This window comes from Bacillus sp. 2175 (assembly GCF_057812155.1).
In genome coordinates this window covers 1742350-1767585 of the sequence record NZ_CM173819.1, presented here as the reverse complement: position 1 = coordinate 1767585, position 25236 = coordinate 1742350, and the positions used below count along the sequence as shown (strand labels likewise).

The window sequence follows — 25236 nt, the reverse complement described above, 5'->3', positions numbered from 1 at the left end:
TTTCACGAAATACCCTGACTTTTGACCTGCTATAACAGGTCTTTTTTTGCATCTCGTACGCAACATGTGTTATGATGACATCACATGTGTTTCTATTAGATCACCAGCCCCAACTGGTGGTTTCTCTTTATCATTCTTTTCCCCAAGAAAAAGGATTTTTGTTTGATTGGCTTATAAGCTGGATTCATCTTTAAAAATGCCCGTGTCTTTCTTGTTTGAACAGTAGATTTTTTCATCTCTAATTTTCTAGCTATTTCTTCTGTGGTATACCCTTCACCGACGTGCAGAATAATTGACTTTTCTTGTTCTTCAAGTACACTCGTCACTTCTTCAAATTCAATGGATAATATCGCTTCTTTTTCCACATCAATAGGAGATACTGCATAAAATTCTTTTACTGTTTCCTCATCTCGATGCAAATCAATCGAATGAATATTCATTTTATTCCGTTCCTCATGACCAACTCGTCTGCTTATCTTAAAAGGAGTCCCTTTCAAGTGAAGCTCATCACTCATTGCCCATTTCATGCCTTTCATCACGTATGCATTGAATGTATCTACTCTCTCTGGATCATAATTCATACAATGCTCCCATAAATACAGATGGCCAACTTGTATTAAATCATCCAAATCCATATTGTTTATTTCTGCAATCTGCCCAGCTCTTGCGATACTTCCAAATTGTTGCTTGATCGCTGCAATCACTAAATATTTCTTTTCTTCAAATAATTCTTCTGCTGTCATTTTTTTACCATCCCTTCTTGTTTTTAAATATAATAGTTTGCTATACAATGTACCCTCTCCACGGCTGAAGCATTGATGCCTCTACTTCTTAAATGTTCCACAATCCCTAAAATGCTTTTACGATCCTGTTCAAGTTGGTTATCATATTTTTCTTTCTCACGGTATAGCGCTATAAGCTCCCGTCGAGCCAATCGTGCTTCTTTAATCCAAATGCAAAGTAACAATGGATCATTCTTTTGAATCGCCTCTATTTGTTTCTTTTCACAATGCTGCAAGAATTCATCTAGTATTTGTTTTTTCTGTACATCTTTCTTTAAAACTGATAACGTCATAGCGCTTTCTCCTCTCAAATTCATTCCACATCTTTTGTAAATTCTTTAATTGGTTTATCGAGTGCATAAACAACAAGCAAAAGCCCACAGATCAGAAACCCAGTGATACATACTGAAAAAACACTTTCTTCCATCATAGTTATTTCCTCCTTCCAACTTTTTCACATCTCAGAGAACTTAATTTGAGAGTTTACTATATTAATTTTCTCACTCAGCACAATAGGTAACGTATACTCTCCAACAATCTTTGTTGCGAGTGCCAAATGACCACGTTTAATTGCTTTATGGCTTGTTACTCCAAATTCACGATATAACTGATTATAGATATCACGGTAGACCTTACCTCTAATCCCCGCATGTTGGTACGCATTAGACTGTTTACCACCTAATAGCGCAACGCCATGACGCTTGACTGCATTTGATATTTCATCGCATTCTACAGCAAATAACGGCGCATTTTCTCGTAAGTCTTTGACATCTGATTTGATGTGCTGGAGTTCTTGCTTTTGCCCTTCTAGCGCTTCAAAAGTAAGCTTTAAAATACTCATGGGATCTGTAGGTACATGTTGCTGTTTTTTGATGTATTCCTTCATACGTTTAAATTCTTGTATAAATCGAATTTTTGTTTGCACTGCTTCTTTCGTGTTGTACCCAAAAACAACTAATGTAAATGCTTCTTCTGTTAAATTGTACTTGGGATATATTCGACCACGTTCATTTGTGTAAGTTGACTCCTCAAAATTTAGGAGTGAGAATTCTGCTCCTGCATAATCCATTTGAAGTTTAATATCTGATATAACATTATCGTGTCGTTTACCGAAAATCTCAGCAATTGTCAAACTATCCGTTACTACCTCACCATTACTTTCAAATACCAGTTCGTTTGCTACTGTTAATCCATCCATGTAAAGCCCTCCTAAATTTTAATAATGCTTGTCCAGTCCACCACCCTATGCACTTGGAATGATTCGTATTGAGTTCGTATGACGATGTACTAAATGTAATTCATCATCTACTTTCTTAAAGATTAGCCAATTATCAGGATTTAAATTATATGAATTGATATGTATCTTTTCTCTCTTGGTTGGTCTTTTACCATTTTTCATAAATGCTCCTCCCACCTTTTCTGTTTATTTTTCAAACAGCTCGTCCACTGTTGTTTTGAAGTATTTTGCTAGTTTCTGAGCTTCTTTTAGGGTGAAATCACTTTTACCGTGTTCCTTAGCAAAATATGTTCTCGGTGAAATATGGATTAAATTTGCAATTGTTTCTTGCGTCATACGTTGCTCTTTTCGAGCAATAAATAAGTTTTTGTGCATGGATATCATTCCTTTTCTAATTAAATTAGTTTTCAATCATAATCCAACATAAAGTTAACACTGTTAACATGTCAGTTAAAAAAAATCGATGAATAAATCATCCATTGGAATTTTAAAAACTTCCGACATCCCTAATAATTTTGAGGTTGTTGGCTGGATTTTTCCGTTTTCCATTAAATTAACTAAAGAATGACTACAGTTTAATAATTGAGCCAATTCCCTCTGTGAAAACCCCTTATTTTTTCTTAATAAAGACAGTTTCTTCCCATTAAATTTTTTCATTTTCGCCCTCCATCTGTTACCTGTGTTAACATCATACACTAAATATATTTTCTTTGTAAACCCTTTTTATCTTTTTTTTAATATCTTGTTCTTTAAAAAACATTGCTTTGTTATACTTTTTTAGTTATCATAATCAATAGAAAAGTTTAATTCAGTTAACCGGAGGGTGTTAGTAATGGTAACGTTAGGAGAGCGTATAAAGTCTATTCGTACGAAAAAGAACATATCACAAAAAGAACTAGCGGAAGCTTTAAATGTAAATAGGTCTGCGATTTCCTTATACGAAACCAATAGAAAGAGCCCTTCACGAGAGAACACTTATAAAATAGCTACTGTCTTAGGCGTCTCTATCGACTATTTATTGGGTATGCAAACCGACCTTTCACTTGAAACAGAAAAAATAAATTCGGAAACTGCTCATCTCATGAAACGTCTAGACAATATGCCGCAAGAAACAAAACAAAACATTATAAAATTAATTGATGATTTAATTAAAATACACGAAAAAAGCCATGATTAATTATTATTAATCATGGCTTTAATTTTACTAACTGCAAGTATGTATTCTTCATCCTCACTAAAAATTTGTTCTAACATTAACATCTTTTTAATTTTATCTTCAGTGTTTTCCTGTTTAATTTTTTTAACATTTATCTTGTTCATTTGTCTAATCTCTCCTATAAGTAATAATCTCATCACCCATTGTAAATTAGCACCTTTTTTATAATTTTATTACTAATTTTTATAGATGTCTCAAGACTAGCCAAAAAACAAAATGCTTTTTTTTAGCAAAATATATTGACAAATAAAAAAGGCCCACTTTTTCAACTTCACTAAGTGGGTCCATATAATTCAACCGCCTGGTCTAACATCCATATAATTAGTGTATTTATCCAAAACCTTTCCTTCTAATCCCTTATTAGGGACAAATGGCATCATCATTAAAGTTAACATCACTGAAAATATCAATATTCTCTTCTTCAACTTCATTCCCTCCCACTTCTTGTTTATAATCCATCATCCACTTAATTATAGCAGAATCTTCCCCTCTCTTATATAATTCTCTTGCGCTTAGACTGGAAAAAAAGTAATTGCCTTGAGTAAAGAATTGCTGAAGACATTTATGTAAGCTTTCATTAGACATATCTTGCATTGCCTTAAATAACACAATAAAGTCTTCCTTTTCTTTTTGATAAAAAACTTGAGCATATTTGTCGACGTCAGCCAATACACTAGCCGTCCCGTCTGTTTCCGCAGCATAATACATTTCTACCATTTTCATATTATAAAACGCCTCATTCTCGTAGCCCTGATCACCAATCCGTTTAGATAAATTATATGATTCTTTTACCATTGATAAACATTTCTGTTTATTTTCAAGTAAATAAGACATGCCAATTATATATGATGCATCTGAAATAGCTTTGATACCAACGTTTGCATTTTTAATAATAGAAGCATATTTTCTTGCCATATCTCTATTATTTGATCGTAGATGTACAGGTGCTAAGACTTCGTATACCTTATAAAAATAGCAATGCTGGAGAAAATCCTTACGTCCACCACTTAACTGTTTGAGTCTCTGCTCTATTTCTTTGCCAATCCCAATCATCATTGGAAACTCTTTAGAAAAATAGTAACCATAGCATTTCATAATGCTAATTAATATTCGCAAACAACAATCTGTAGGTTGTCGTAAGTTATTTATTTCTTCAATCAGTGATTCCCCATCAATCTGCCTTAGCATGTATTGATACAGTATTTCGTAAACATCCACAAACTCCTGAATACTTCCTTTATCTTTTCGATATTTTCCTATCAAACGTTTTAACAATTCAATATCCCTAGTAATCGAAGCGTACTCAAAGCTTTGTTTGATTAGTTCTGTTGTATCAACTTTCAAGCAGAAATCACGCATTATAGTTTTGTAGTTTTCATCCGGCAACGTTAATACTTGCGACAATTTCAAGAGACTACAAAAACTAATTGTCCCACTTTTTTTGAACTTAGACATATATTGAGGACTTACTCCAATAGCCTCAGCAACACTCCCATATGTTAGCTCAGGGCTATTGTCAATTAATTCACAAATTTCAAGGTGTAGCGGCTTCAAAGTATTCTTCCCTCCATCCGGTAACATAAAAAGCCTCCTTAATTTTCTCAACTCAGAACACATTTTAAAATTACTAGGTGTGTGTTACACTGACGAAGAACTCGTATGATGCAAATGTTTGTCCTAAGTTAGCTAGGATGAACAGTGTGAAAGGCTTTGTTAGTTGTACCTCTTACACACGCTCTGCGAGTTTTTATGCTTTTATTTATTTTGTTTTTTACGATTATTCTGTCTATTAATTCTACAGAAACCTATTTACTGTACACAGAGCTAATTTTAGCATGGGCTCATATTCTATTCCACACTAAAATTTATTTCTCAATATAACTTCTGAGAAAAATGTTGAAAATATTTGAATGCAGTTTCATATGTTTTATATTCGTAATGAGCATTGGTTCATTTTTCAATATATTCTGCTAAAATCCATGTAGAAACCAGCCATTTTTTAATAATTGCACCCCACCAATTTGAAAATATATTACAATATAACACGAAGTAAATGCTTGAATTTCTCAATATGCGTCAAGACATTATTATGGTACTATGATTTTATCCTTACTTGTATCATCCTGATTGGTTTCCCTACCAATCTTCTCCACTATTATTAGTGGGGAGTTTTTAAGTTATATGTTATTAAAATTAAAGTGGTTCAAGTCAAAGTAAGACGCTCAATTTATTTTGAGCGTCTTTTCTTTTGGTAACAAACAAGTTATAATCTACTCAATAAATTGAATTATCGATCTTTATTTATACAGGAGGGATTCTTATGGTGATTTACAAAGATAAAGAACGAGGAACATATTTCTTCGTCGTCAGAGTCCGTCAGTTTGATGGCACTCAAAAACAAGTGAAACGTCGTGGGTTTAAAACAAAAAAGGAAGCTCGTGAAGCTGAAGCTAAAATGTTAGTTGAAAAAGAAACAAATTCAAACTTAACATTTGCTCAAGTTGCAGATAGTTATTTTGATTGGTATTGCCAAAGACGAAAGCACACATCAATAAACGTTATAAGAAATATAATATACAATCATTTAATACAAGAATTTAACAAAATCAAAATTGACCAGATTACGGCCAAACACATTATGCATTATCAAAATAAAATTATTAACAACTATTCCGCAGACCATTTAAAAAAAATTCATACTGTACTCTCTTCCATATTCAACTTCGCAATTAAATTTCATGGATTAACAAACAATCCTGCACGCATTGCTGGAAATTTCGAAAAGGAATCGAATAAACGAATGAATTTTTGGGAGTTTGATGAATTTCATCAATTTATTGATAGTGTAGACGATTTATTATATAAAACTTTTTTCTCGACACTTTATTATAGCGGTGCTAGAAAAGGGGAGCTACTAGCTTTAACTTGGGAAGATATCAATTTTGAAGAAAAAACAATAAATATAAATAAAACAGAGTTTAACAGAAAAATTACAAAACCAAAAACAAAATCCTCAAATAGAATTATTATGTTACCATCTCTTGTAATCGATTTATTGAAAAATTTAAAAGAGCATGCTACAGTAAAATCACCTATCAAAATTAATTACGTTGTGTTTGGCGAATTTTATACTAGCATATCAGCAAGCACTCTCGATAGAAAGTATACAAACTATGTACTTAACGCTGGTGTTAAAAGAATCTTGTTACATGAATTTAGGCATTCCCATGCATCATATCTAATTAACAAGGGTGTAAGTCCACTTATAGTAGCACAACGTCTTGGTCATTCAGATGTGGCTACAACCCTAAATACGTATAGCCACCTATACCCTTCAAAACAAGCAGAAGTAATTGCATTTATAGAAGAAGATTTAGTAAAAAAGGTACCAAAATGTTGCCACAGGGTTTAAAAACCCTGTTATAATCACATTAAGAAACACTGTGACCATGTAATTCAGCAAAATTTGAAATATCATGAACGATTTCGCTTGAAAGTACTGATTTATGTATAACTTCTTTCCCACATTTTATATGTGCACCATTTGCTGAAATAAACGTATTTATACCTAGTTCCTTAAATTGTGAGCATAAACTATACGGTCTTCCAGTTGTAACAACTACGTGAATTCCTTTATCTATTAACCTTCGTATCGCTTCTTTTGTACTTTCGTGCATGCTTCTATCAATCTCACTTAATAACGTACCGTCAACATCGAAAAATACAACTTTGTACATAAGTCTTTACATCCCGTCCAAATGATTCGTATCATTAATGAAATGCACCGTTTTTTGTTCACCCTCAATTTCAATTAAACTTATTCCCGTATCTCCCATTTTGAAATAGTAGTCCATTGAAATTGGCATTTTGAAAAATGCACGTAATAGACTATTAATTACGCCTCCATGGGCAACAATTGCAATTCGATCATATGTATTCTCTATCATAATTTTAGAAAAGATTCCTTCTATTCTCATTCGAAACTCAATAAATGATTCTCCGTTTTCAAAACGGTCATGAAGAAACTTTGGCTCTGGATATTTCTTTGCTTCTTCAAATGATACGCCTGCTTGCACTCCATTATTAAACTCCATTAATTCCTCTTCTAATTGAATTGGACAACCAATTGCTTCTGCTAATATTTCACCCGTTTCACGAGCGCGTTTTAATGTGCTTGCCCAAATGAAATCTGGCGCAAAATCTTTTTTCACTTTCTGTACAAGTCTTTGTACTTGTTGTCTCCCTTTGTCAGTTAACTCAAAATCAGCTCGACCTTCATGCACATGTAAAATATCAGCTTCTGATTCTCCGTGGCGTATTAGTAGTATTTGCATGTTTCTCTCTCCCTTTATTTAACATTCATAAAATTCCATTATATCACATTTTAAGATTCCAAAATAAAAAAGGAACGGTCTCCCGTCCCTCATCCATTCACTTTTTCCGCATCATTCCAATAATATTTACTAAACGCTTCTGTTAACACATCAATTGTGTTATATAATTCATCTAACGTATTATCAACACCACCAACTTCAATTAACATCGCATTTTTCGATAAATCTTGATTATAAACGCCATTTCCATCTTTTTTATACTTGGGAAAAATCCCTCTACTTAATCCGTAGTAGTTTTCATCTAAATAACTATTGATCGCTCTTGCAATTTTTTCATTTTCAGCACGGCCTTCATTTTCCATCCCAATTATAAAATATAATCTTGCATACGATTTTCCGTTAATTACTTTTGTTGTTACTTTCTTACGCTGATCGTCACGGTGTATATCAATTGGAAACGCAATTTTATTATTTTGTGCTAATGCTTCTTTTACATATTCATGAGACGCTTTATATGATTGCGGCCATTTCCATTTTTTACTCGCTAATAAATCACCCATATTCGTTTTATCGTGAACTACCGGAATTCCTTGTCCTTCAAGTTGCTCTTTCATACGTTTCCCTAGTAAGGACACATTTACATCTGGACTTGATGGATCCGTAGCCCCTGGTAATAATGGAAAGAAGGATTCCCAGCTATGTGTATGATAAATATATACTGCACTTTCACCTTTTTTCGCTCCGTTCTTTTTCTGAACCGGATTATTCTTTTCCGCTTCTGTAACTTTATCTTTTGCTACTTCCCGTTCTTTCGTTACTTCTTCAATCGGTACACTAGATTCATTTGGGATATTCGTCAAGTTTGTCCCTTCCCCAGCTACGATAATATTAGAATAATACTTTGACATACCAGGTACTTCTTTACCGACGAATGTTCTTAAATCTTTAATTTTCAAATCTGTCGCAATAGAGAACATTAAATTTCCAACTGACTCTCTTTTATTCTTCTTAAAATAATCAAATCCGTAATAGCGATTCTCACTTTCTATCATTTGAACAAAACCTTGCATCGATACTTTTCCAAACCATTGATTTGCATAATTCGATTTCATTGTATGTAAAAATGACGTCAAAATCGACGCTATCATAATTACTATTAGCGCATATAAAAGGAGTAACGAAATCAGTTTCTTCCCATGTATTCGAGTTGCATACTTTTTCACTGCATCACCTTCTTTATACATGGATATGTACAAGCTTTTCGGAATATACGCAAAAAAAAGAGAAATGGTATCCCATTTCTCTTCCTCACTTTTATTGTTCTTTTCCTGTATCATTTGAAGGTAGTTTCTTCACTTGTTTTTCTTTAAATATTTCTCCAATTGCCCCAAGAGTACCAAGTGTTTCAATTGCATTAGACGGAATAAAGACTTTATTTGCTGGTCCTTTTGCAACTTCAGCTAATGATTCAAATGATTTGTAAGCAAGTATACGCTCATCCAAATTCGCTTCACGAAGCAATTCAATACGATTTTGTTCTGCTTTTGCGATTTCTTCAATTGCCCTTGCTTCCCCTTGCGCTTCTAATTCTTTTGCTTCTTTTATACCTTCAGCTTCGCGAATACGCGCTTCTTTATCCCCTTCAGCCATCAAGATTTTACTTTGCTTTTCCCCTTCAGCACGAAGGACTTTATCTTGTTTTGCTGCTTCAGCTTCTAAAATAATCGCACGTTTATTACGCTCAGCCTTCATTTGTTTTTCCATTGATGCTTGCACATCTTTTGGCGGGTTAATATCAACAACTTCGACACGTTCAATACGTACGCCCCATTTTTCTGTTGCTTCATCAAGCGCTAAGCGGATTTCTGTTGAAATTTTTTCACGACCAGATAACGTTTCATCCAGTTCCATTTTACCGATAATTTGACGCATCGTTGCTGAAGTAATATTACGAACACCATATTCATAGTTTGAAATACCATATGTCGCAAGTTCTGGTTCAACAATTTGATAGAAAATAATAGTATCAATTTCTACTTGAACATTATCTTTCGTAATTACCTTTTGCGGTGGTACATTCGTTTGTTGAATACGTAAGTCATGATATACACGAACACGATCTACAATTGGTATTAAAATATTTAACCCTGGGTGCATGATACGTTGAAACTTACCAAATCTTTCAACAACCCCAACTTTTTGCTGAGGAATAATTTTAATTGTTAATGCGATAAATGTAACTACAATTAGTGCGAATATAATCGTTAACGTTAATGCTACCATATTTATTCACTCTCCTTTTTCACTTGTAATATAGTACTATGCCTCTTTATAACAACGACTTTTTCTCCAGCATCAATTGAAGAATCTGCAATAGCTGTCCAAGTATCTCCATCCACTTTCACAATACCATTCGCTTCATTTGTAATCGTTTGCATAACAATCCCTTTTTTACCAACAAGCATATCTACTGTATCAGTAAAACCTTTTGCTTCTCGAAAGTTTTTTGAAATTCTTTTCGTAAAGAATGTCAAAGTTAAACTAACAATTGCACCAACAGTAACTTGTAACAGTAGTGCATCAGGAGCAAACAAAGCAATAAGACCTCCGACAACAGCTCCAATTCCAAGCCAAAGCATGTAAAATGTAATCGACAACATTTCTGCGATAAATAAAATACCAGCTATTATAAACCAAATTACCCAAGCAGCCATATGCAACCCTCACTTTCTTTCTCATTTTCTATATGTATATGAAGAAAAGAATGGTTTATCCGCCCTTTCTTACACTTGGGCGTTTGCTACAAGCTATTGTACATACTCACTGTTACAATGATCATTAATATAATACTATATCAATATATCCTTCATTATACATGAAAATCCCTTTCAAAAAGTGACAAAAAATTAAATTCTTTAAAAATTTTAATTTTTAAATTACAATTATTCTAATTACTAAATACTATTTTTTATAGAGGTGATAATCTTATTGAGAAACCTGTCACTAATCTACTATTTAGGTTCCAAAATATGCATTACTCTCGCTGACATCGTATATGTAATGATTATTACAACTCATATTTATATAGCAACTAAATCAGCTACTATTACTGCTCTTTTTCCATTATTACAAGTTATCACAAATCTAATTGCTAACATCTCTGCACCACTTATAATAAATCGTTTTCCATCTTATACGCTGTTATATACGCTCCAATGGCTGAAAACAGTCTTTTTACTATTATTAATGATTTTGTTCCCGGTCTTATCCACAAACATTATAGCTCTATTAACTTTTATTTTTGTCATTTCATTATGTAGTGGGTGGAGTGCTCCGTTATTATACGGTATTCTCCCGCGCCTTACACCGAAAGAAAAATTAGTAAAAGTAAATAGTATCTTTTCCTTTTCAACACAAATTGTGCAAGCCGTTGCTTATTCATTTACGAGTATTGTCGTTCTTCTCATTGGCGCTACTTCTACACTCATGATTAATAACATTTTAATGATTTTCGGATGCATTGCCTTACATTTTTCATTACGTTCCATACATACTGAAAGAATAGCAGATTCTCCCTCTTCCAAAAGTACTGTTTTATTGGAAGGTTGGAAACTCCTATTTCAAAATCCTTCTCTCCGTACCGTTACATATATGGACTTAATCGAAACTTTCGCAGGGACAATATGGATTGGTGCTATTACGATGGCATACGTTACGACTATCCTTCATAAAGGCGAAGAATGGTGGGGATATATTAATACAAGTTATTATGTTGGCACGTTAATCGGTGGTCTATTAGCATGGAAAATGAGTTCCTATATTCAAAACAATTTAATACGATCTATGTCGATTGGCTCTCTTATATTTAGCATTCTTACATTTTTATATGGTATGACGAGCAGCGGATTTATTGCGCTTTTTCTATGTGTTCTAATGGGACCATGTTATCAAATTAGAGATATTTCCCAAACGACTGTTTTACAATCAAGTGTCGCCCCTGCTTTATTATCCAAAATGTATACAGCACATGGTGCACTTCTTTCAACAGCCTCTGGACTATCTATGCTTAGCATTGGCATTATTACTGATATGTTCGGTGTTCGTACAATTTATATCATCGCTTCTATTCTTATTTTATGTTCCGCTTGTTTATCTTTTAGTTTATTAAAATATCATAAGACAGAGCAGAACGATATTTCAATTTAATCACTAAAACAAAGAGGACAGGGATTCCTGTCCTCTTTGTTTATTCTATTCATGATAAGTTGAGGATTTTTCTATGCTTTGTCGCTTGTTCAAAAGCATAAGCTAATTTAATTAATATCCCTTCACTAAAGGCAGTGCTTGCAATGGTAATTCCAAAAGGCCTCCCGCTTTCCATATACCCTGCTGGTATTGCTATAGACGGATAACCCGCTTTTGCACATATAGTAGAACCTATATAGGAAGGAAACAGTATCGCATCAAGATTATATTTTTCCAATGCAAAATCAATGCCTTGTTCTTGAGAAAAATATATATCTTCTAATCTCGCATTTAAATATTCTGGATTTCGTAAAGTATTAGGAAAATCTTTTCTTCCCTCTAACTTAGTTTGTCCATATTTTAAAGCTCTTTCTGCTATGTTTTTATTAAACTCCATTAACTCCGAAATAGAATGTACCGGGATAGTAGAAGGTAATTTAGAAAGATAGTTATCTAAACTATGCTTCAGCTCATAAAGCGGAACTCCCCAGCTCCATTCTCTATGAAAAGAAGGAATATCAATATTTTCTACTACTGTCGCTCCTTCATTACGTAATACTTGAATCGTTTCCTTAAACAAGATTTCATCATACTCACCATTTTCGTAATAATCTTTTGGTGCATCGTTAAACACACCAATCTTCGCTCCATTTAAACCATTTGCATCAAGGTAAGATGTATAATCCCGATATGCCCTATTTTCACTTTTTCGAGTAACTACATCTTTCTCATCCACTCCAGTTAAACTCCCTAGCAAAATAGCAGCATCTGTTACCGTTCTAGCAAATGGTCCAGCTGTATCTTGTGAATAAGTAAATGGAATAATTCCTCTACGACTAATTAAACCGACAGTCGGTTTAATACCTACTACAGAATTTTGAACAGCGGGGCTCAAAATAGAAGCATCGGTTTCTGTCCCAACAGATACTACTGTAAAGTTAGCAGCAACTGCTATCGCAGATCCTGTACTAGATCCGCCAACAAACATATGATCCTTGCCCGTTCCGTATGGATTGATTGTTTGACCACCTTTTGCACTATATCCAGCCCACATTTCAAAAGACATTGCATTTGCTAATTCTGTCATATTCGTTTTTCCAATTATCACTGCCCCTGCTTCTCGCAGTTGAGTAACGAGAAATGCATCTTCACTGCTTATATTTTGTTCTAGAGCTATTGTACCTGCACTTGTATGCATGGAGTCATTCGTTTCAATATTATCCTTAAGCAAAACAGGTATTCCATGTAATGGACCCCTTATACCTTTTGTCTTTCTTTCATAATCTAACGCTTCTGCAATAAAAATTGCATCTGGATTGATTTCTAAAATTGAATTGATTTTCGGTCCGTCTTGATCATACTTTGCGATTCTATAAAGATAATACATCACTAGCTCTTTTGAAGTTAACTTTCCTGATTCCATTTCATTTTGAATATCTTGAATTGTTAATTCCTTTTTTAAGATTGGATTAAACTGAATTTCCATTTATATTCTCCCTTATATGAACTTTTTTAGCGTATACCCCTTACTTTTTCATTTTTTTCACCTCAACACATCCTAAATTAATATTCCTTTAAAGAAATTCAATTTCCTTATTTAAACACCTTTAATTTACCGAAAAATAAAAATAGTCTGAAACGGATTAACCTTCGCTTCAGACTCTTACATTACTGTGCGTATACTTCATCTAACAAATGTAAAAACTCACCTTGTTTCCCAGCTAATTCAGGGCATTTTGCAATATCAACCCATTCGTAGCAAAATACTAATCCTTTATCTTCCTCACCAGCACTTACAATATGTTCCCAAGTATCCTTTACATCTGTTAGTAAAGTTACATGAAAAAAGTGGCATTTTTCATATTCCTGTTTTTCTTTCATATGTATGATGTAATCTGCTAAAAAACGTTCTATGCATAAATGACGCAATCCGGATTCTTCCTGTACTTCACGCAATATAGCCGCTTCTAACGTTTCACCTTCATTAACCGTTCCTCCTGGCACTTGAATACCAGCTTCATGTATATCACGATGTTTAAAAACAAGTAATTGCATAACCCCCTCTTTTTCTCTTGTAATATATGCATGTACTTTTTTCTTATATAACATCGTCATTATACGTCTCTCCCCTCAATCATTTACTCTGTTACTTCTTCAAGCGTCAGTTGATTATCATACAAATATGTAGCTTGTGGATTTCCCACATACCTTACGTGCCATGGTTCATACCGATAACCCGTAATCGTTTCTTTCGCTTTTGTGTATCGAACAACAAAACCAAATTTATGGGCATTTTCAGAAAGCCACTGACCTTCTTTCGTTTCCCCAAAAACCGTCTCTAACTGAAATTTAGCAGATTGAGACGTAATATCCATAGCTAGTCCAGTTTGATGCTCACTTGTGCCAGGAACCGCGCTAGACATTGCTGTTTTTGCTTCCCCGTCTTGTTTTTTATACATCGTATTTAATGCTTTTTGTCGATCAAAAGATCTAAATCCAGAAACTGCAAAAAGAAAAATACGCTCGTTGTCAGCCTGCTGAAACATATCCTCAAGCGCCCTCGCTGCCTCTTTTCTCATCTTTTTCTTTTCTTGATCACCTTCACTAGAGTAGCGCACTTTCGGAATAACTAAATCTGGCGGTCTATACCCATCTGGTAAACGCCTACTTTTATTTACAAGTACAAGCATTGAATTCGGATTATTAATTACCGCAATATCCCCATCCATATTAGCAATCGTTTCTTTCGCTTTCGGAAATATGCTATTTACACTTACTTCCCGCGCCTGCTTATCCTTATACATTTTATAATTGATTCCTGCTACTCCAATAATAATTATTGCAGCTACAATACCAAGTAGTGCCCATCTTTTTTTCATATAACGACCTCTTATTTTAATAATTTGGCCATTTCATACTCATCGATGCCCTTTCCATCGATAATAAGAGCAGCTTTTTTGACACCTTCTTTCTCAAATCCAGCTTTTTTATATAGTGCCTGAGCTCTTGTATTGTGGGCCATTACTGTTAATTCTAAACGCCATACATCATGTAATTTTGCCCACTTCTCAACCTCTTTAAACAATCTAGTCCCAATACCTCGCCCGTTATACTCTTGCAAAATACCAATTACAATGCTTGCCACATGCCTCTTTCTTTGAATGTTATTTCCATTCACTAATATAAAACCTACTATCCTCTCATCTTCAACTGCTACAAATATTGTTGCATATTCATTTTCCATAAATCGATGGATCATTTTTTCTTGTTGCTCAGCTGTAGTTTTCCTTTCTCCTGGTTCATATAGCATAAACTTCGTTTCTTCATCTAATTGCTTACTTAATTGCAAAAATGATGCTGCATCTTCTATTTCGATTTCCCTAATCACTTCAATCACCCTACCAGTTTCATAATAAAAAGTTTTCCTTATAAAAAGATTTTCTCTACTTTCCCGAAAATTCCTTTGTAAATCTCCTACTATAAATTGACAAATTTCGATATTACTATAACAACGACAAATTATGTCTATTCTGTGACGTCTCACCATTACAAAGAAAAAACGCAAGCATTACACTTACGTTTTTTCAAGATTGAAGTGAGCTAATAATTATCGATAGATGTCCTGGCTAATTCACGTTTCACTTTATCCATTCACTTTTTCTGCCTGCCAAAAATATTCACCAAATGCTTTAGCAAGTGCATCAATTGATCGATTCAATTCTTCCACTGTATTATCTACACCGCCAACTTCTATTAATATCGCTTGTCCTGATAAGTCTTGATTATAGATTCCATTTCCTGTCTGGAACCCTTTTTGAATGACCCCACGACTCACTCCTGGATATTTCTTATTAATCGCCTCATGTAAAGCTGTCGCTAATTGTAAGTTTTTTTCATAGTTTTTATTTCCTTTCCCTACTACAAATGCAAGCTTTGCATATGATTTATCTCCAATTGTTTTTGTCGTTACATTCTTTCGGGCACTATCACGATGCAAATCAAAAAAGTATTGAAGATCTTTATTTCCAGCCATAGCTTGCTGCACAATTTCTCGTGACATCTTATACGAACTATTACTGTTTAAACCTTTACTTATTAACTTTTGACCAACATCACTCTTATCGTTAGTAGCTCCAATCCCTTCTCCTTCTAGTTGTTCACGGAAACGATCTCCTAATATAGAAATATTCGATACAGAACTCGTTGCTTTATTCGGATCCGGGTCATTCGTTAAGTTAAGTAAAGGTAAATAAGATTCCCAGCTATGTGTATGATAAATAAACGCAACTTGTCTCTTCCCGGTCGTTTGGGACGGCTGTTTTTTCTCTTTACTCGTATCTTGTTTAGGTGCTTGTCCAGTTCCACTAGTCCGTTCCTTCACTACTTCTTCAAGAGGAACACTCGACTCTATCGGTAAGTTAGAATAATTTGTACCCTCACCCGCAATAACAATTTCTGTATCGTACTTACCAAACCCCGGGAGCTCTTTCCCGACGAAACTGCGTACATCATTAAAGCGAATATTTGTAGCCATAGAAAAGAGAAAAGAAGAAATTGAAAAATCTTGATTCAAATTTCGATACTCCTGTGTAAAATAATGATTCTCTTTTCCAAGTACATACATGTAACCATTCATCGATAACTCATTTAACCAATTATATAAATACGTTGACTTTGTCTCTTTCATAGAGGTTACCATCAGACTAATAAGAAAAAAAGTCGCTAGCATTGTAGTAATAACAAATAAAACTAACTTACGCATATTTGTAAACTTCATAAAAAAAAAGCCCCGATTCATACTATCACCTCTCTATTTTAAGTTATGTACAAGCCCTAGAGAATAGACCGTTAAAATTCCGGCTATATTGTTAATGAGGTGAAATGAATTGAAGCTATTAATAGGAATATTACCAATCGCTCTATCATTCATTTTTTATTTGTCCGCTAAGCAACCAAAAATCTCTATTGTGCTACATATTTCTGCGTACTTGGCACTGTATGTACTCGGTACAATTATTTCCATTAATATATACGATGTTTTAATACAAGATTTAGTTTTCATGACGAGCATTCATGGAATTTTACTGAATCCATTTTTCCTTATTGCAGGAGCGTATATAGGAACATACACTTTGTACCTACTTTTGTCTCACATTATTATGAAAATAAAAAATGGAGCGTAATGAAATGCAACCACCATTTATCTGTCATACATGCAAAAAAAGAATTGTGAGAAAGAAAGACCTTATTACAGCCACATGGTACTTCCGCTTTTATTTATTTCACAGTGATTGTTTTAAACGACAGCAAGTGTTTATCTCACGATTTCTCCCTGTGAATACACTTTTCAATTTCTTTCTTATTATATATGGAATTATTTTTGGCAGTATTCTTATGATTACAGAACCATCTATTATTTGGCTGACTTTCTTTTTTCCCATTTTTTATCGGTTTCTTTCTTATTATTATGTTGAACGTTTTTTCTCTACATAACGCGCAGACTGACCTCTCGGAATACTTAAACATTCCCACTCATTTTCTTTTAACATCTTCCCAATGTAAATAATCTGACCAATATGCAATGCATAATGAGCAATTTGCCTTTCAATTGCTTGCATGACAGTATGTGCTTCACCGCGAATGTATACCGTCTTCAATAAGTGTTCCGGCGTTAAAGTATTCATCGTATTAAAAACATATTTCCATCCTTCTTGCCAAGCTATAAGGGTTTCTTCTTTTGAGTGATAGCATCCTTCAAATTCACCATCTCGATTACGATCTGTTTTTTCACCATCAGACGTTAAAAAATCCGTCCATCTAGAACGCATATTACCGTGCAGATGCTTAATAATAATCGCTATACTATTTGTTTCTTCATGAGAAGACCATTGTATTTGTTCATATGATAATTGAGAAAGTGCCCGTTCCCCTTGTTTCTTTGTTGCTTTAAAGTTCGAAATCGCACATTGTAAATATTCTCGTCCGATATCCATATTAGCCCCTACCTTCACCCTAGCTAATTTTTGTTCCATTTGGCAATTTCATATTAGGCTGAAGTAACACAACATCATCAGCTTCAGGAACACCACCAAGCACAAGTACTTCTGATTTGAATCCAGCTACACGCTTTGGTGGAAAGTTTACAACAGCAACGATTTGTTGACCGATTAAATCTTCTGGACTATACCTTTTCGTAATTTGAGCACTTGACTGCTTTATCCCGATTTCTCCAAAATCTATTGCTAGTTTAATCGCTGGTACTCTCGCTTCTTTAAATTCCTCTGCATGTATTACAGTTCCAATTCTCAAATCCAAATTTAAAAAATCTTCAAAATTAGCCATTTATCATTCCCCCCAATTATTACTTAGACAAAATACAAAAATCCCCTTCAAAAAAAGAAAGGTGCCTAAGCACCTTTCTTTTGTAATTCACTTGATTCATTTGATTTATAGAAGAAGAAACCGAGAATCCCGCCAATACATGATGGAATTAACCATCCGATTCCTTCGTTATATAACGGTAACATTTGTAGTACATTAGAAATCGCGTCAATTTTAATTTTCGCACTTTCTAAACCGTTAAAGAAACTAATTAACAATGCACCTAAAATAGCTCCAATATAAATTGTATTACGCTTCCCAATCCACTTATGGAAATAAGAAAGTACGATTAATACAATTGCAACTGGATAAATGATCATTAACACAGGTAATGTTACTGCGATTAATTGCGTTAAACCTAGGTTAGATACAATTAAACTAAATACACATACCATTGTTACAATCGTTTTATGCGAAAGTTTTGGGAATAAGTTTGTAAAGAAACCCGCACACGCAGATGTTAGCCCAACAGAAGTTGTTAAACAAGCGAGTATAATAACAAGCCCTAATAAAATTTTACCACTCGTCCCATATAGCTCATTTACAACATTCGTTAAAATAAGACCACCGTTTTCTGAGATACCAAGTGATGTACTTGTTGAACCAAGATAAGCAAGTGATAAATAAATTAACGTTAAACCAAGTACAGCAATAATACCTGATACTACTGTTATTTTTGCAATTTGACTACTCTCTTTTATCCCTTTAGAGCGGATAACTTGTACAACGACAATTCCGAATACGAGCGCGCTAATTGCATCCATCGTTAAATATCCTTGAATAAATCCACCAAAGAAAGCATTTTCTTTGTAAGCAGCTAACGGCGCAGCTGGCTCTCCAATTGGATCAATAATTGCCTTTCCGACAATAACAGCGACAATTAATACTAATAATGGTGTAAGAAACTTTCCGAACCAATCCACTAATTTAGATGGATTTAATGATAAATACCACGTTATTCCGAAGAAAACTATCGTGAAAAGAAATAGCATGTACCACTCTGAAACCATTGCCTCTGATAAAAACGGCTTCATACCCATTTCAAACGAAACAGCTCCAGTACGAGGAATCGCGAAAAATGGTCCAATTGCTAAATAACTAATCAATGGGAAAATAAACGCAAATATAGGGTGGACTCTAGAAGATAGCGCTTTCAAGTCCCCCTCTACAAACGCGACAGCTGTTACAGCTAGTAGGGGTAATCCGACTCCCGTTACAAGGAATCCTATTGTAGCAATCCAAACATTCTCTCCTGCTTGTTGACCTAAAACTGGCGGAAAAATTAAATTTCCTGCTCCTAAAAATAATGCAAATAGCATTAAACCAATTGCTACCGTATCACCTGGCCTTAAACGTCCCTTCATGCTCTTCATTTGCATAGCACTTTTTCATTGTTTATCTCTATATTTTACAATATGCTATGCATCCTCCTCTCTGCTCAAGATGATAAAATATGCCCCTTACAAAGCAGTGTCTTTCTCCATAATTTCTCCATTCCCCTTATTTTTACTCTAATCATTAATACAATTATTATTTTAAATTTTGATTTTTTTGAATTTTCAAATCATTAGAGTATTATTATGTGGAGTGTAGATGTCAGACCTCTTTGTTTTTATCACACATATAGTAACATATTTAGTTGCAAAATAAAAACATATTTTCAAATTGATTTTTTTGAAAATCGAAATTATCTACATTTTTTATTCTCTTACACAAATATTGTTATAATCTCACCTATTATTCGATCGTTATTTTCAAATAACTTTATACACGTAACATACAAAAGCCATCTAATATGAAGTGCACCCCAATTGTTAGACACAGTCTAACAATTGGAGGTGCATTTTTTATGGCTAAATTTTCTTCAAAAGAAAAAATCCAAGCGGTGAAACGATATTTAGATGGTACAGAAAGTGGAAAAACAATTGCTAAATCTATAGGAGTTAACCCTAGCGTACTTCGTGAGTGGATTAGACGATATGAGTCTTCAGGTGAAAAGGCCTTTGAAAAGTGCTATACATTCTACCCAGCCCAGTATAAACTAGATGTACTTTATTATATGAATGAACACGGGACATCTATCAGAGAAACAGCGGCACTTTTCAATATACCGTCTTATGAAACACTTCGGAAATGGAAAATAGCTTATGAAACAGGAGGATTGGATGCCCTACAATCAAAGAAAAAGGGGCGTCCAACCATGAAAGATAAAAAAATAAAGCCAGTAGATGAAGGATCAATCGAAGCCTTACAAGCGGAAAATGAGCGTTTACGTATGGAAAATGCATATTTAAAAAAGTTGAATGCCTTAGTTCAAAACAAAGAAAAATCACCAAACAAGACAAAGCGCAAGTAATCTACGAGTTAAGGCATGAATTTCCTATCAAGGAGTTACTTCAACTCGCAAACATTCCACGTAGTACGTACTATTACTGGATGAAACGTTTTAATCGTCCTGATCCAAATGCGGAGGTAAAAGAACTGATTCAAGCTATTTATAATGAACACGATGGGTGTTATGGTTATCGTCGTATTCGTGATGAACTTATGAATCGTGGACACAAAGTAAATCATAAAAAAGTGTATCGCCTTATGAAAGAATTAGGGTTAAAATGTCTGGTTCGTATGAAAAAATACCGCTCTTACAAAGGGACAGTTGGGAAAATTGCGCCAAATATTTTAAATCGCAACTTCCAAGCTGAAAAACCAAATGAAAAGTGGGTTACAGATATTACGGAGTTTAAGTTATTTGGGGAGAAGTTATACCTATCACCAATGTTGGATTTATTTAATGGTGAAATTATCACGTATACAATTGGTTCAAGACCGACCTATTCCCTTGTTTCAACGATGTTGGACCAAGCCCTTTATTGTGTAACCAATCCGGATAAACTCCTCATTCACTCTGATCAAGGTTGGCACTATCAAATGAAACAATACCGTCATTCTCTTAAGAATTGTGGCATAACTCAAAGTATGTCTCGCAAAGGAAACTGTTATGACAATGCCGTTATTGAAAATTTCTTCGGTATCATGAAATCGGAATTTCTGTATCGAAAAGAATTTGAAAGTATAACACATTTCAAACAAGAATTAGCAAAGTATATAGAATACTATAATCATAAAAGAATTAAGGCAAAATTAAAGGGTATGAGCCCAGTACAATACCGGGCTCATACCCTAGAGGCTGCCTAATGAAACGACCTGTCTAACTTTCGGGGGTCACTTCAATATAATTAGATGGCTTTTGTATGTTACTCTATCGTTTCAACTTCACGTGGATTTTTCATCTCTTCCACATACACAACTCTAAATCCGTGATCTTCTAAATCTTCCAATAATGTCTCTAATTCACCGTCGTTAAACTCTTCTCCTAATGTAAACATAATTCTACGAACTAATAAGGCATCATTATCAAAAGTCATCAAACTTTGAATACCAGTGTATTTCTTTAAAACTGTCGATAACTTTTGGATTGCTCCATTATAGTCTTGCGTTCCAATCATGACAGAGTATTTACTAGAGTGAACGCCCCATGCATCCTCTAATAACTCAAAAACTTTTTTATGCGTTAAAATTCCAAGGAAAACCCCTTTTTCATCAACTACTGATAAATAAGGCAATTTTTTTATTGTAAAAAATACTTTAAAGAAAGATGAATCTTCTCTCACAAATCCTTCTTTATCGTTTAATAATTGTATTACACTCTCATCAAGTGATCCTTTATATTCTAAAATATCTACTTTATATATATTCCCTAAAAATTTCTCTTTTTTTTCATCTAAAACTGGTACACAACGATACCCCGTTTTATTTAAATGCTCTAACGCTTCCCCTATCGTAATCGAACTTGAGCACAGTAAAACTTCCCTTTTCGGCACGTAATTCCCTTTAATCCTCATAAAAAGCCTCCTTATGTTAAAATACTTTCTGTGCCATAACTATATTATATTTTCAGAAAAAAATAAATAATTTATTTTATTTTTCTGAAAATTATTCATTTTCTTGTCATAATTTATTCATGAATCCTTCACTTGTATATTTTTGCTATCAAATCTTCTCTCTGAATTACTAAATGAAAAATATATTGTAACTTCTTTCAAAAAAAGCTAAAATAAGAATAAGAATTTTCTGAATATTCTAAGAGTAGGTGGTTATATGTCCTTATTACGCTCACATATATGTAAATTTATAATTGGTATTATTGTTATTTTTGCCATAAGTCCTATTCCAGCTCTTTTTATTACACACAATTATTCTTATCAAAATGAATTTATTAGCATTTTTCAAAACTTCGCACAGCTTTCTTCTATATCAATTCCAAAGGTTGATTGGATGCATGAATCTATCTTTTTCTCAGCAAACCAAATGATACATACTTCTAATCATTCAACACCATTATTCCCTTACATATGGGAAATATATTTTATATCGATTGTTCGTTTTACTTTTACCCTTGCGATCGGATTTTTCATAAGTTTGGGTATCGGCCATTTATTTTTCAAAGTACCTAATTCGTTTAAAAAGTTTACTACTGTATTGAAATGGATTCCTTACTCTTTTTGCACTGTAGTATTACAATGTTCAGTCTTATTACTACTTCTATACATCGCACAATTTATAAACCTTCCTTACTACTCATCATTTATCATCGTATGTAGTACTTCCATGATTATCGTTATGCAAGCAGTAAAAAAATGGATTCCTTTCTTAAAAAACACAAATGAATATGAAATAAAACATGATTCTTTTCTTGTGGATACATTGTTTTTGGCGCTTACTTCGAATCATAAATCAATTTTAGGTTCCATTATTCTTTCATTCGTTTTTATGGAATGCGTTTTTCATGCAAATGGACTGTTACAATTTATCGTTCAATTTGGCGGAAATTCACCCATAATTGTTACAATCGGCTTATTACTACTCTATATCCCATATAGCATACTTTCTTTCCTTCAAACACTATGGACCACAAACTACTCCAAACAACAGTCATACACTTTGACGAGAAGTGTTCCAAAACCTTAATTTAAAATAACCCTCTATAATCTAAAAGTAGGGGGTTATTCCTTTTGTATAGCGGACAAAATAACAGCAAATTCAAAAACTATTACAGAAACATACCAATATTTACCCTTTTCCTTTGACTATTCTTTTCATTTGGATTTATTATAAAAGTATAACATAATTGCAGGAGGTGACATCTTTATTCCAAACCTTGGAATGGAGAACACGCTTGGACATATTAAATATTTTTCTCATCTTTGTACTTATTCTTATTTCTGGCTTTTTCGTTGCATCAGAATTCGCTGTTGTAAAAGTACGAAAAAGTCGAATTGACCAACTTGCAAATGAAGGTAATAAACAAGCTTTAGCTGCAAGAAGCGTCCTATCTAATTTAGATGTTTATTTATCAGCTTGTCAGCTCGGAATTACAATCACTTCTTTAGGGCTTGGTTGGCTTGGTGAACCGACTGTGGAACATATACTACGACCGCTCTTTGAAAAAATTAATATTACTGGAACAATGGCTAACACTTTATCTTTTGTTATTGCTTTTAGTGTTATTACATTTTTCCACGTTGTATTAGGTGAATTAGTTCCAAAGTCTTTCGCAATTCAAAAAGCAGAAGCGATCACACTCAAATTTGCAAGACCGCTTATTTTATTTGATAAAATTATGTACCCATTCATTTGGCTACTCAATAGTACAGCTATATTTTTCACAAAATTACTCGGATTAGAACCTGCGAAAGAAAGTGAACTTGCTCATTCTGAAGAGGAATTGCGACTCATTTTAGGTGAAAGTTTTAAAAGCGGTGAAATAAACCAAACCGAATATAAATATGTAAATAACATTTTTGAATTTGATGATCGAGTTGCAAAAGAAATTATGGTTCCTCGTACCGAAATGATTTGCTTATCTACTGAAAATACGTTAGAAGAAAATATGGATATCGTCGCTACTGAAAAATATACACGCTATCCAATTATCGAAAAAGATAAAGATGATATCATTGGGATGATCAATACGAAAGAAGTATTCCATGATCAAACGAAAGGTATTTATAAGCCACTTGAATCTTATATACATCCTGTTCTAACTGTATTTGAAACAGTTCCAATTCGTAAAACGTTAGTCCATCTTCAAAAAAATCGCGTTCAGATGGCAATCGTTATGGATGAATATGGTGGTACTGCCGGACTTTTAACGATGGAAGATATTCTTGAAGAAATCATTGGAGAAATTCAAGATGAATTCGATGCGGATGAATCACCTATGATTGAAAAGCGTACACCTAAGCTTACTGTTTTAGATGGAAAGGTGCTTATTTCTGAAGTAAATGATATGTTTGGCCTACATATTGATGATAGTGATTTAGATACAATCGGAGGATGGCTTCTTTCTCAAGCAGTTGACTTAAATATTGAAGCTGGCTATTCCATTGAATATGCTGGTTTTCAATTTAAAGTATTAGAACTTGATGGCCATCAAGTCAAAAAAGTTGCTGTACATAAACTAGATATTAAAAAGGAGCTATAAAGTGACTGTTTTATTAACAATTTGTATCATTGCCTGTTTCGTTGTTTCATTTCTCGCCTTTATTTATCCAATTATCCCTGGCATACTAGCTGTCTGGGCTGGATATTTGATTTACCATTTCGGTATAAATGGAGGCGAATTAACAACTTCTTTTTGGATTATTCAAGTCATTTTTACTCTTTTCATTTTCGTTGCTGATTTTATTGCAAATGGATATTTCTTAAAAAAATACGGTAGTTCTAAATGGGGCGAACGTGTCGGAATGATTTCTATCATTGTCGGATCGTTCTTCTTCCCACCATTCGGACTTATTATCATACCGTTCTTATCAGTATTTATAACAGAACTAGTGCATAAAAAAGCGCCAAAAGATGCCTTTCTAGTTGGAGTCGCTACTGTAGTTGGTTTTTTAAGCAGTACAGTAGCGAAAGCAATTCTCCAAATCATTATGATTATCATCTTCTTGTGTTATATCATCTTTTAACCATCCCGACTTC

The 25236-nt window shown here is 33.8% G+C and carries 30 protein-coding genes and 1 pseudogene; 9 read left to right on the top strand and 22 right to left on the bottom strand.

Features of this window, described 5'->3' with window-relative positions; genetic code table 11:
• Positions 1–95: 95 nt before the first annotated feature.
• The 6 genes from ACXKY9_RS09505 to ACXKY9_RS09480 all read right to left on the bottom strand — a co-directional run bounded on the left by ACXKY9_RS09505 (position 96) and on the right by ACXKY9_RS09480 (position 2676).
• Entirely contained in the window at positions 96–743 is a 648-nt protein-coding gene (locus tag ACXKY9_RS09505; RefSeq protein ID WP_038415676.1) for a sigma-70 family RNA polymerase sigma factor, read from the bottom strand.
• Between the two features lie 23 nt (positions 744–766).
• Positions 767–1075, bottom strand: a complete 309-nt coding sequence (locus tag ACXKY9_RS09500; protein WP_000176230.1) for a hypothetical protein — start codon at positions 1073–1075, stop codon at positions 767–769.
• 161 nt (positions 1076–1236) lie between these two features.
• Complete coding sequence (locus ACXKY9_RS09495) at positions 1237–1980, bottom strand: phage regulatory protein (protein WP_015382272.1); 744 nt, start codon at positions 1978–1980, stop codon at positions 1237–1239.
• A gap of 45 nt (positions 1981–2025) precedes the next feature.
• Complete coding sequence (locus ACXKY9_RS09490) at positions 2026–2181, bottom strand: DUF6906 family protein (protein WP_000788398.1); 156 nt, start codon at positions 2179–2181, stop codon at positions 2026–2028.
• 24 nt (positions 2182–2205) lie between these two features.
• Positions 2206–2394 (bottom strand): helix-turn-helix transcriptional regulator, encoded by a 189-nt coding sequence (locus tag ACXKY9_RS09485; protein WP_000549467.1) that lies wholly within the window; start codon positions 2392–2394, stop codon positions 2206–2208.
• A 75-nt stretch (positions 2395–2469) separates the two neighbouring features.
• Positions 2470–2676, bottom strand: a complete 207-nt coding sequence (locus ACXKY9_RS09480; RefSeq protein ID WP_000714354.1) for a helix-turn-helix domain-containing protein — start codon at positions 2674–2676, stop codon at positions 2470–2472.
• 175 nt (positions 2677–2851) lie between these two features.
• Between ACXKY9_RS09480 and ACXKY9_RS09475 the strand changes: the two genes are divergently transcribed.
• On the top strand, positions 2852–3196 hold the full coding sequence (locus ACXKY9_RS09475; protein ID WP_000258007.1) for a helix-turn-helix domain-containing protein: 345 nt from the start codon (positions 2852–2854) through the stop codon (positions 3194–3196).
• On the opposite strand, the gene ACXKY9_RS09470 is transcribed toward ACXKY9_RS09475, so the two are convergent.
• Both ACXKY9_RS09470 and ACXKY9_RS09465 read right to left on the bottom strand, forming a co-directional pair.
• Positions 3193–3339, bottom strand: coding sequence for a hypothetical protein (locus ACXKY9_RS09470; RefSeq protein ID WP_001033792.1), 147 nt, complete (start codon positions 3337–3339; stop codon positions 3193–3195). The genes ACXKY9_RS09475 and ACXKY9_RS09470 overlap by 4 nt on opposite strands.
• 256 nt (positions 3340–3595) lie before the next feature.
• The gene (locus ACXKY9_RS09465; protein WP_000936291.1) at positions 3596–4816 is read right to left on the bottom strand and encodes an AimR family lysis-lysogeny pheromone receptor; all 1221 of its coding nucleotides are present in this window, start codon (positions 4814–4816) and stop codon (positions 3596–3598) included.
• 739 nt (positions 4817–5555) lie between these two features.
• Between ACXKY9_RS09465 and ACXKY9_RS09460 the strand changes: the two genes are divergently transcribed.
• Positions 5556–6647 carry a tyrosine-type recombinase/integrase gene (locus tag ACXKY9_RS09460; protein WP_000237493.1) on the top strand — a complete coding sequence of 364 codons (1092 nt, stop codon included), beginning with the start codon at positions 5556–5558 and terminating at the stop codon, positions 6645–6647.
• A 22-nt stretch (positions 6648–6669) separates the two neighbouring features.
• Here ACXKY9_RS09460 and ACXKY9_RS09455 read toward each other — a convergent pair.
• The 5 genes and pseudogenes from ACXKY9_RS09455 to ACXKY9_RS09435 all read right to left on the bottom strand — a co-directional run.
• A pseudogene (locus tag ACXKY9_RS09455) lies at positions 6670–6972 on the bottom strand (HAD hydrolase family protein); the annotation flags it as partial.
• Between the two features lie 6 nt (positions 6973–6978).
• Positions 6979–7569: a histidine phosphatase family protein gene (locus tag ACXKY9_RS09450; RefSeq protein WP_001166434.1), complete on the bottom strand. Its 591-nt coding sequence runs from the start codon at positions 7567–7569 to the stop codon at positions 6979–6981.
• Positions 7570–7658: 89 nt separating this feature from the next.
• Positions 7659–8906 carry a stage II sporulation protein P gene (spoIIP, locus tag ACXKY9_RS09445; RefSeq protein ID WP_000613905.1) on the bottom strand — a complete coding sequence of 416 codons (1248 nt, stop codon included), beginning with the start codon at positions 8904–8906 and terminating at the stop codon, positions 7659–7661.
• Entirely contained in the window at positions 8884–9852 is a 969-nt protein-coding gene (locus ACXKY9_RS09440; protein WP_000226253.1) for an SPFH domain-containing protein, read from the bottom strand. Before ACXKY9_RS09440 ends, spoIIP (ACXKY9_RS09445) begins: the two co-directional genes overlap by 23 nt.
• Before the next feature lie 2 nt (positions 9853–9854).
• Positions 9855–10283 carry an NfeD family protein gene (locus tag ACXKY9_RS09435; protein ID WP_000741975.1) on the bottom strand — a complete coding sequence of 143 codons (429 nt, stop codon included), beginning with the start codon at positions 10281–10283 and terminating at the stop codon, positions 9855–9857.
• A gap of 274 nt (positions 10284–10557) precedes the next feature.
• On the opposite strand from ACXKY9_RS09435, the gene ACXKY9_RS09430 reads away from it, so the two are divergent.
• Entirely contained in the window at positions 10558–11775 is a 1218-nt protein-coding gene (locus tag ACXKY9_RS09430) for an MFS transporter (RefSeq protein WP_001245226.1), read from the top strand.
• A gap of 49 nt (positions 11776–11824) precedes the next feature.
• Here the strand turns inward: ACXKY9_RS09430 and ACXKY9_RS09425 are convergent, their stop codons facing one another.
• The 5 genes from ACXKY9_RS09425 to spoIIP (ACXKY9_RS09405) form a co-directional block, all read right to left on the bottom strand.
• Entirely contained in the window at positions 11825–13300 is a 1476-nt protein-coding gene (locus tag ACXKY9_RS09425; RefSeq protein ID WP_000405394.1) for an amidase family protein, read from the bottom strand.
• A 182-nt stretch (positions 13301–13482) separates the two neighbouring features.
• Entirely contained in the window at positions 13483–13929 is a 447-nt protein-coding gene (locus ACXKY9_RS09420; protein WP_000178288.1) for an NUDIX hydrolase, read from the bottom strand.
• 23 nt (positions 13930–13952) lie between these two features.
• Complete coding sequence (locus ACXKY9_RS09415) at positions 13953–14693, bottom strand: M15 family metallopeptidase (protein ID WP_000747647.1); 741 nt, start codon at positions 14691–14693, stop codon at positions 13953–13955.
• Positions 14694–14704: 11 nt separating this feature from the next.
• The gene (locus ACXKY9_RS09410) at positions 14705–15202 is read right to left on the bottom strand and encodes a GNAT family N-acetyltransferase (protein ID WP_000617573.1); all 498 of its coding nucleotides are present in this window, start codon (positions 15200–15202) and stop codon (positions 14705–14707) included.
• A gap of 255 nt (positions 15203–15457) precedes the next feature.
• The gene (spoIIP, locus tag ACXKY9_RS09405) at positions 15458–16612 is read right to left on the bottom strand and encodes a stage II sporulation protein P (protein ID WP_001079274.1); all 1155 of its coding nucleotides are present in this window, start codon (positions 16610–16612) and stop codon (positions 15458–15460) included.
• Positions 16613–16700: 88 nt separating this feature from the next.
• Here spoIIP (ACXKY9_RS09405) and ACXKY9_RS09400 point away from each other — a divergent pair, with 88 nt between their 5' ends.
• Together ACXKY9_RS09400 and ACXKY9_RS09395 are read left to right on the top strand one after the other, a co-directional pair.
• On the top strand, positions 16701–16997 hold the full coding sequence (locus ACXKY9_RS09400; RefSeq protein ID WP_000770738.1) for a hypothetical protein: 297 nt from the start codon (positions 16701–16703) through the stop codon (positions 16995–16997).
• Between the two features lie 4 nt (positions 16998–17001).
• Complete coding sequence (locus ACXKY9_RS09395; RefSeq protein WP_016109792.1) at positions 17002–17307, top strand: hypothetical protein; 306 nt, start codon at positions 17002–17004, stop codon at positions 17305–17307.
• Here ACXKY9_RS09395 and ACXKY9_RS09390 read toward each other — a convergent pair.
• From ACXKY9_RS09390 to brnQ4, 3 genes are all read right to left on the bottom strand, one after another.
• Positions 17280–17846: a DUF1572 domain-containing protein gene (locus ACXKY9_RS09390; protein WP_000435828.1), complete on the bottom strand. Its 567-nt coding sequence runs from the start codon at positions 17844–17846 to the stop codon at positions 17280–17282. The two genes, ACXKY9_RS09395 and ACXKY9_RS09390, sit on opposite strands and share 28 nt — an antisense overlap.
• Complete coding sequence (csaA, locus tag ACXKY9_RS09385) at positions 17827–18156, bottom strand: chaperone CsaA (RefSeq protein WP_001263016.1); 330 nt, start codon at positions 18154–18156, stop codon at positions 17827–17829. The genes ACXKY9_RS09390 and csaA overlap by 20 nt, the downstream gene beginning before the upstream one ends.
• A 65-nt stretch (positions 18157–18221) precedes the next feature.
• Positions 18222–19559, bottom strand: a complete 1338-nt coding sequence (brnQ4, locus tag ACXKY9_RS09380) for a branched-chain amino acid transport system II carrier protein BrnQ4 (protein WP_011110049.1) — start codon at positions 19557–19559, stop codon at positions 18222–18224.
• A 485-nt stretch (positions 19560–20044) separates the two neighbouring features.
• Here brnQ4 and ACXKY9_RS09375 point away from each other — a divergent pair.
• Positions 20045–21390 (top strand): IS3-like element ISBth10 family transposase gene (locus ACXKY9_RS09375; protein ID WP_087942842.1). Its coding sequence is split into 2 segments (ribosomal slippage): positions 20045–20486 and positions 20486–21390, totalling 1347 coding nucleotides; the frame shifts between segments, so codons are not numbered across the junction.
• Positions 21391–21449: 59 nt separating this feature from the next.
• Here the strand turns inward: ACXKY9_RS09375 and cbpA are convergent.
• A complete protein-coding gene (gene cbpA, locus ACXKY9_RS09370; protein ID WP_001220524.1) occupies positions 21450–22097 on the bottom strand; it encodes a cyclic di-AMP binding protein CbpA in 648 nt (215 codons plus the stop codon).
• Positions 22098–22353: 256 nt separating this feature from the next.
• On the opposite strand from cbpA, the gene ACXKY9_RS09365 reads away from it, so the two are divergent.
• The 3 genes from ACXKY9_RS09365 (at position 22354) to ACXKY9_RS09355 (ending at position 25223) form a co-directional block, all read left to right on the top strand.
• Complete coding sequence (locus ACXKY9_RS09365; RefSeq protein ID WP_000055257.1) at positions 22354–23223, top strand: hypothetical protein; 870 nt, start codon at positions 22354–22356, stop codon at positions 23221–23223.
• Positions 23224–23431: 208 nt separating this feature from the next.
• Positions 23432–24739 carry a hemolysin family protein gene (locus tag ACXKY9_RS09360; RefSeq protein ID WP_000353738.1) on the top strand — a complete coding sequence of 436 codons (1308 nt, stop codon included), beginning with the start codon at positions 23432–23434 and terminating at the stop codon, positions 24737–24739.
• 1 nt (position 24740) lies between these two features.
• Positions 24741–25223, top strand: coding sequence for a DUF456 domain-containing protein (locus ACXKY9_RS09355; protein ID WP_000217338.1), 483 nt, complete (start codon positions 24741–24743; stop codon positions 25221–25223).
• Positions 25224–25236: the final 13 nt, after the last annotated feature.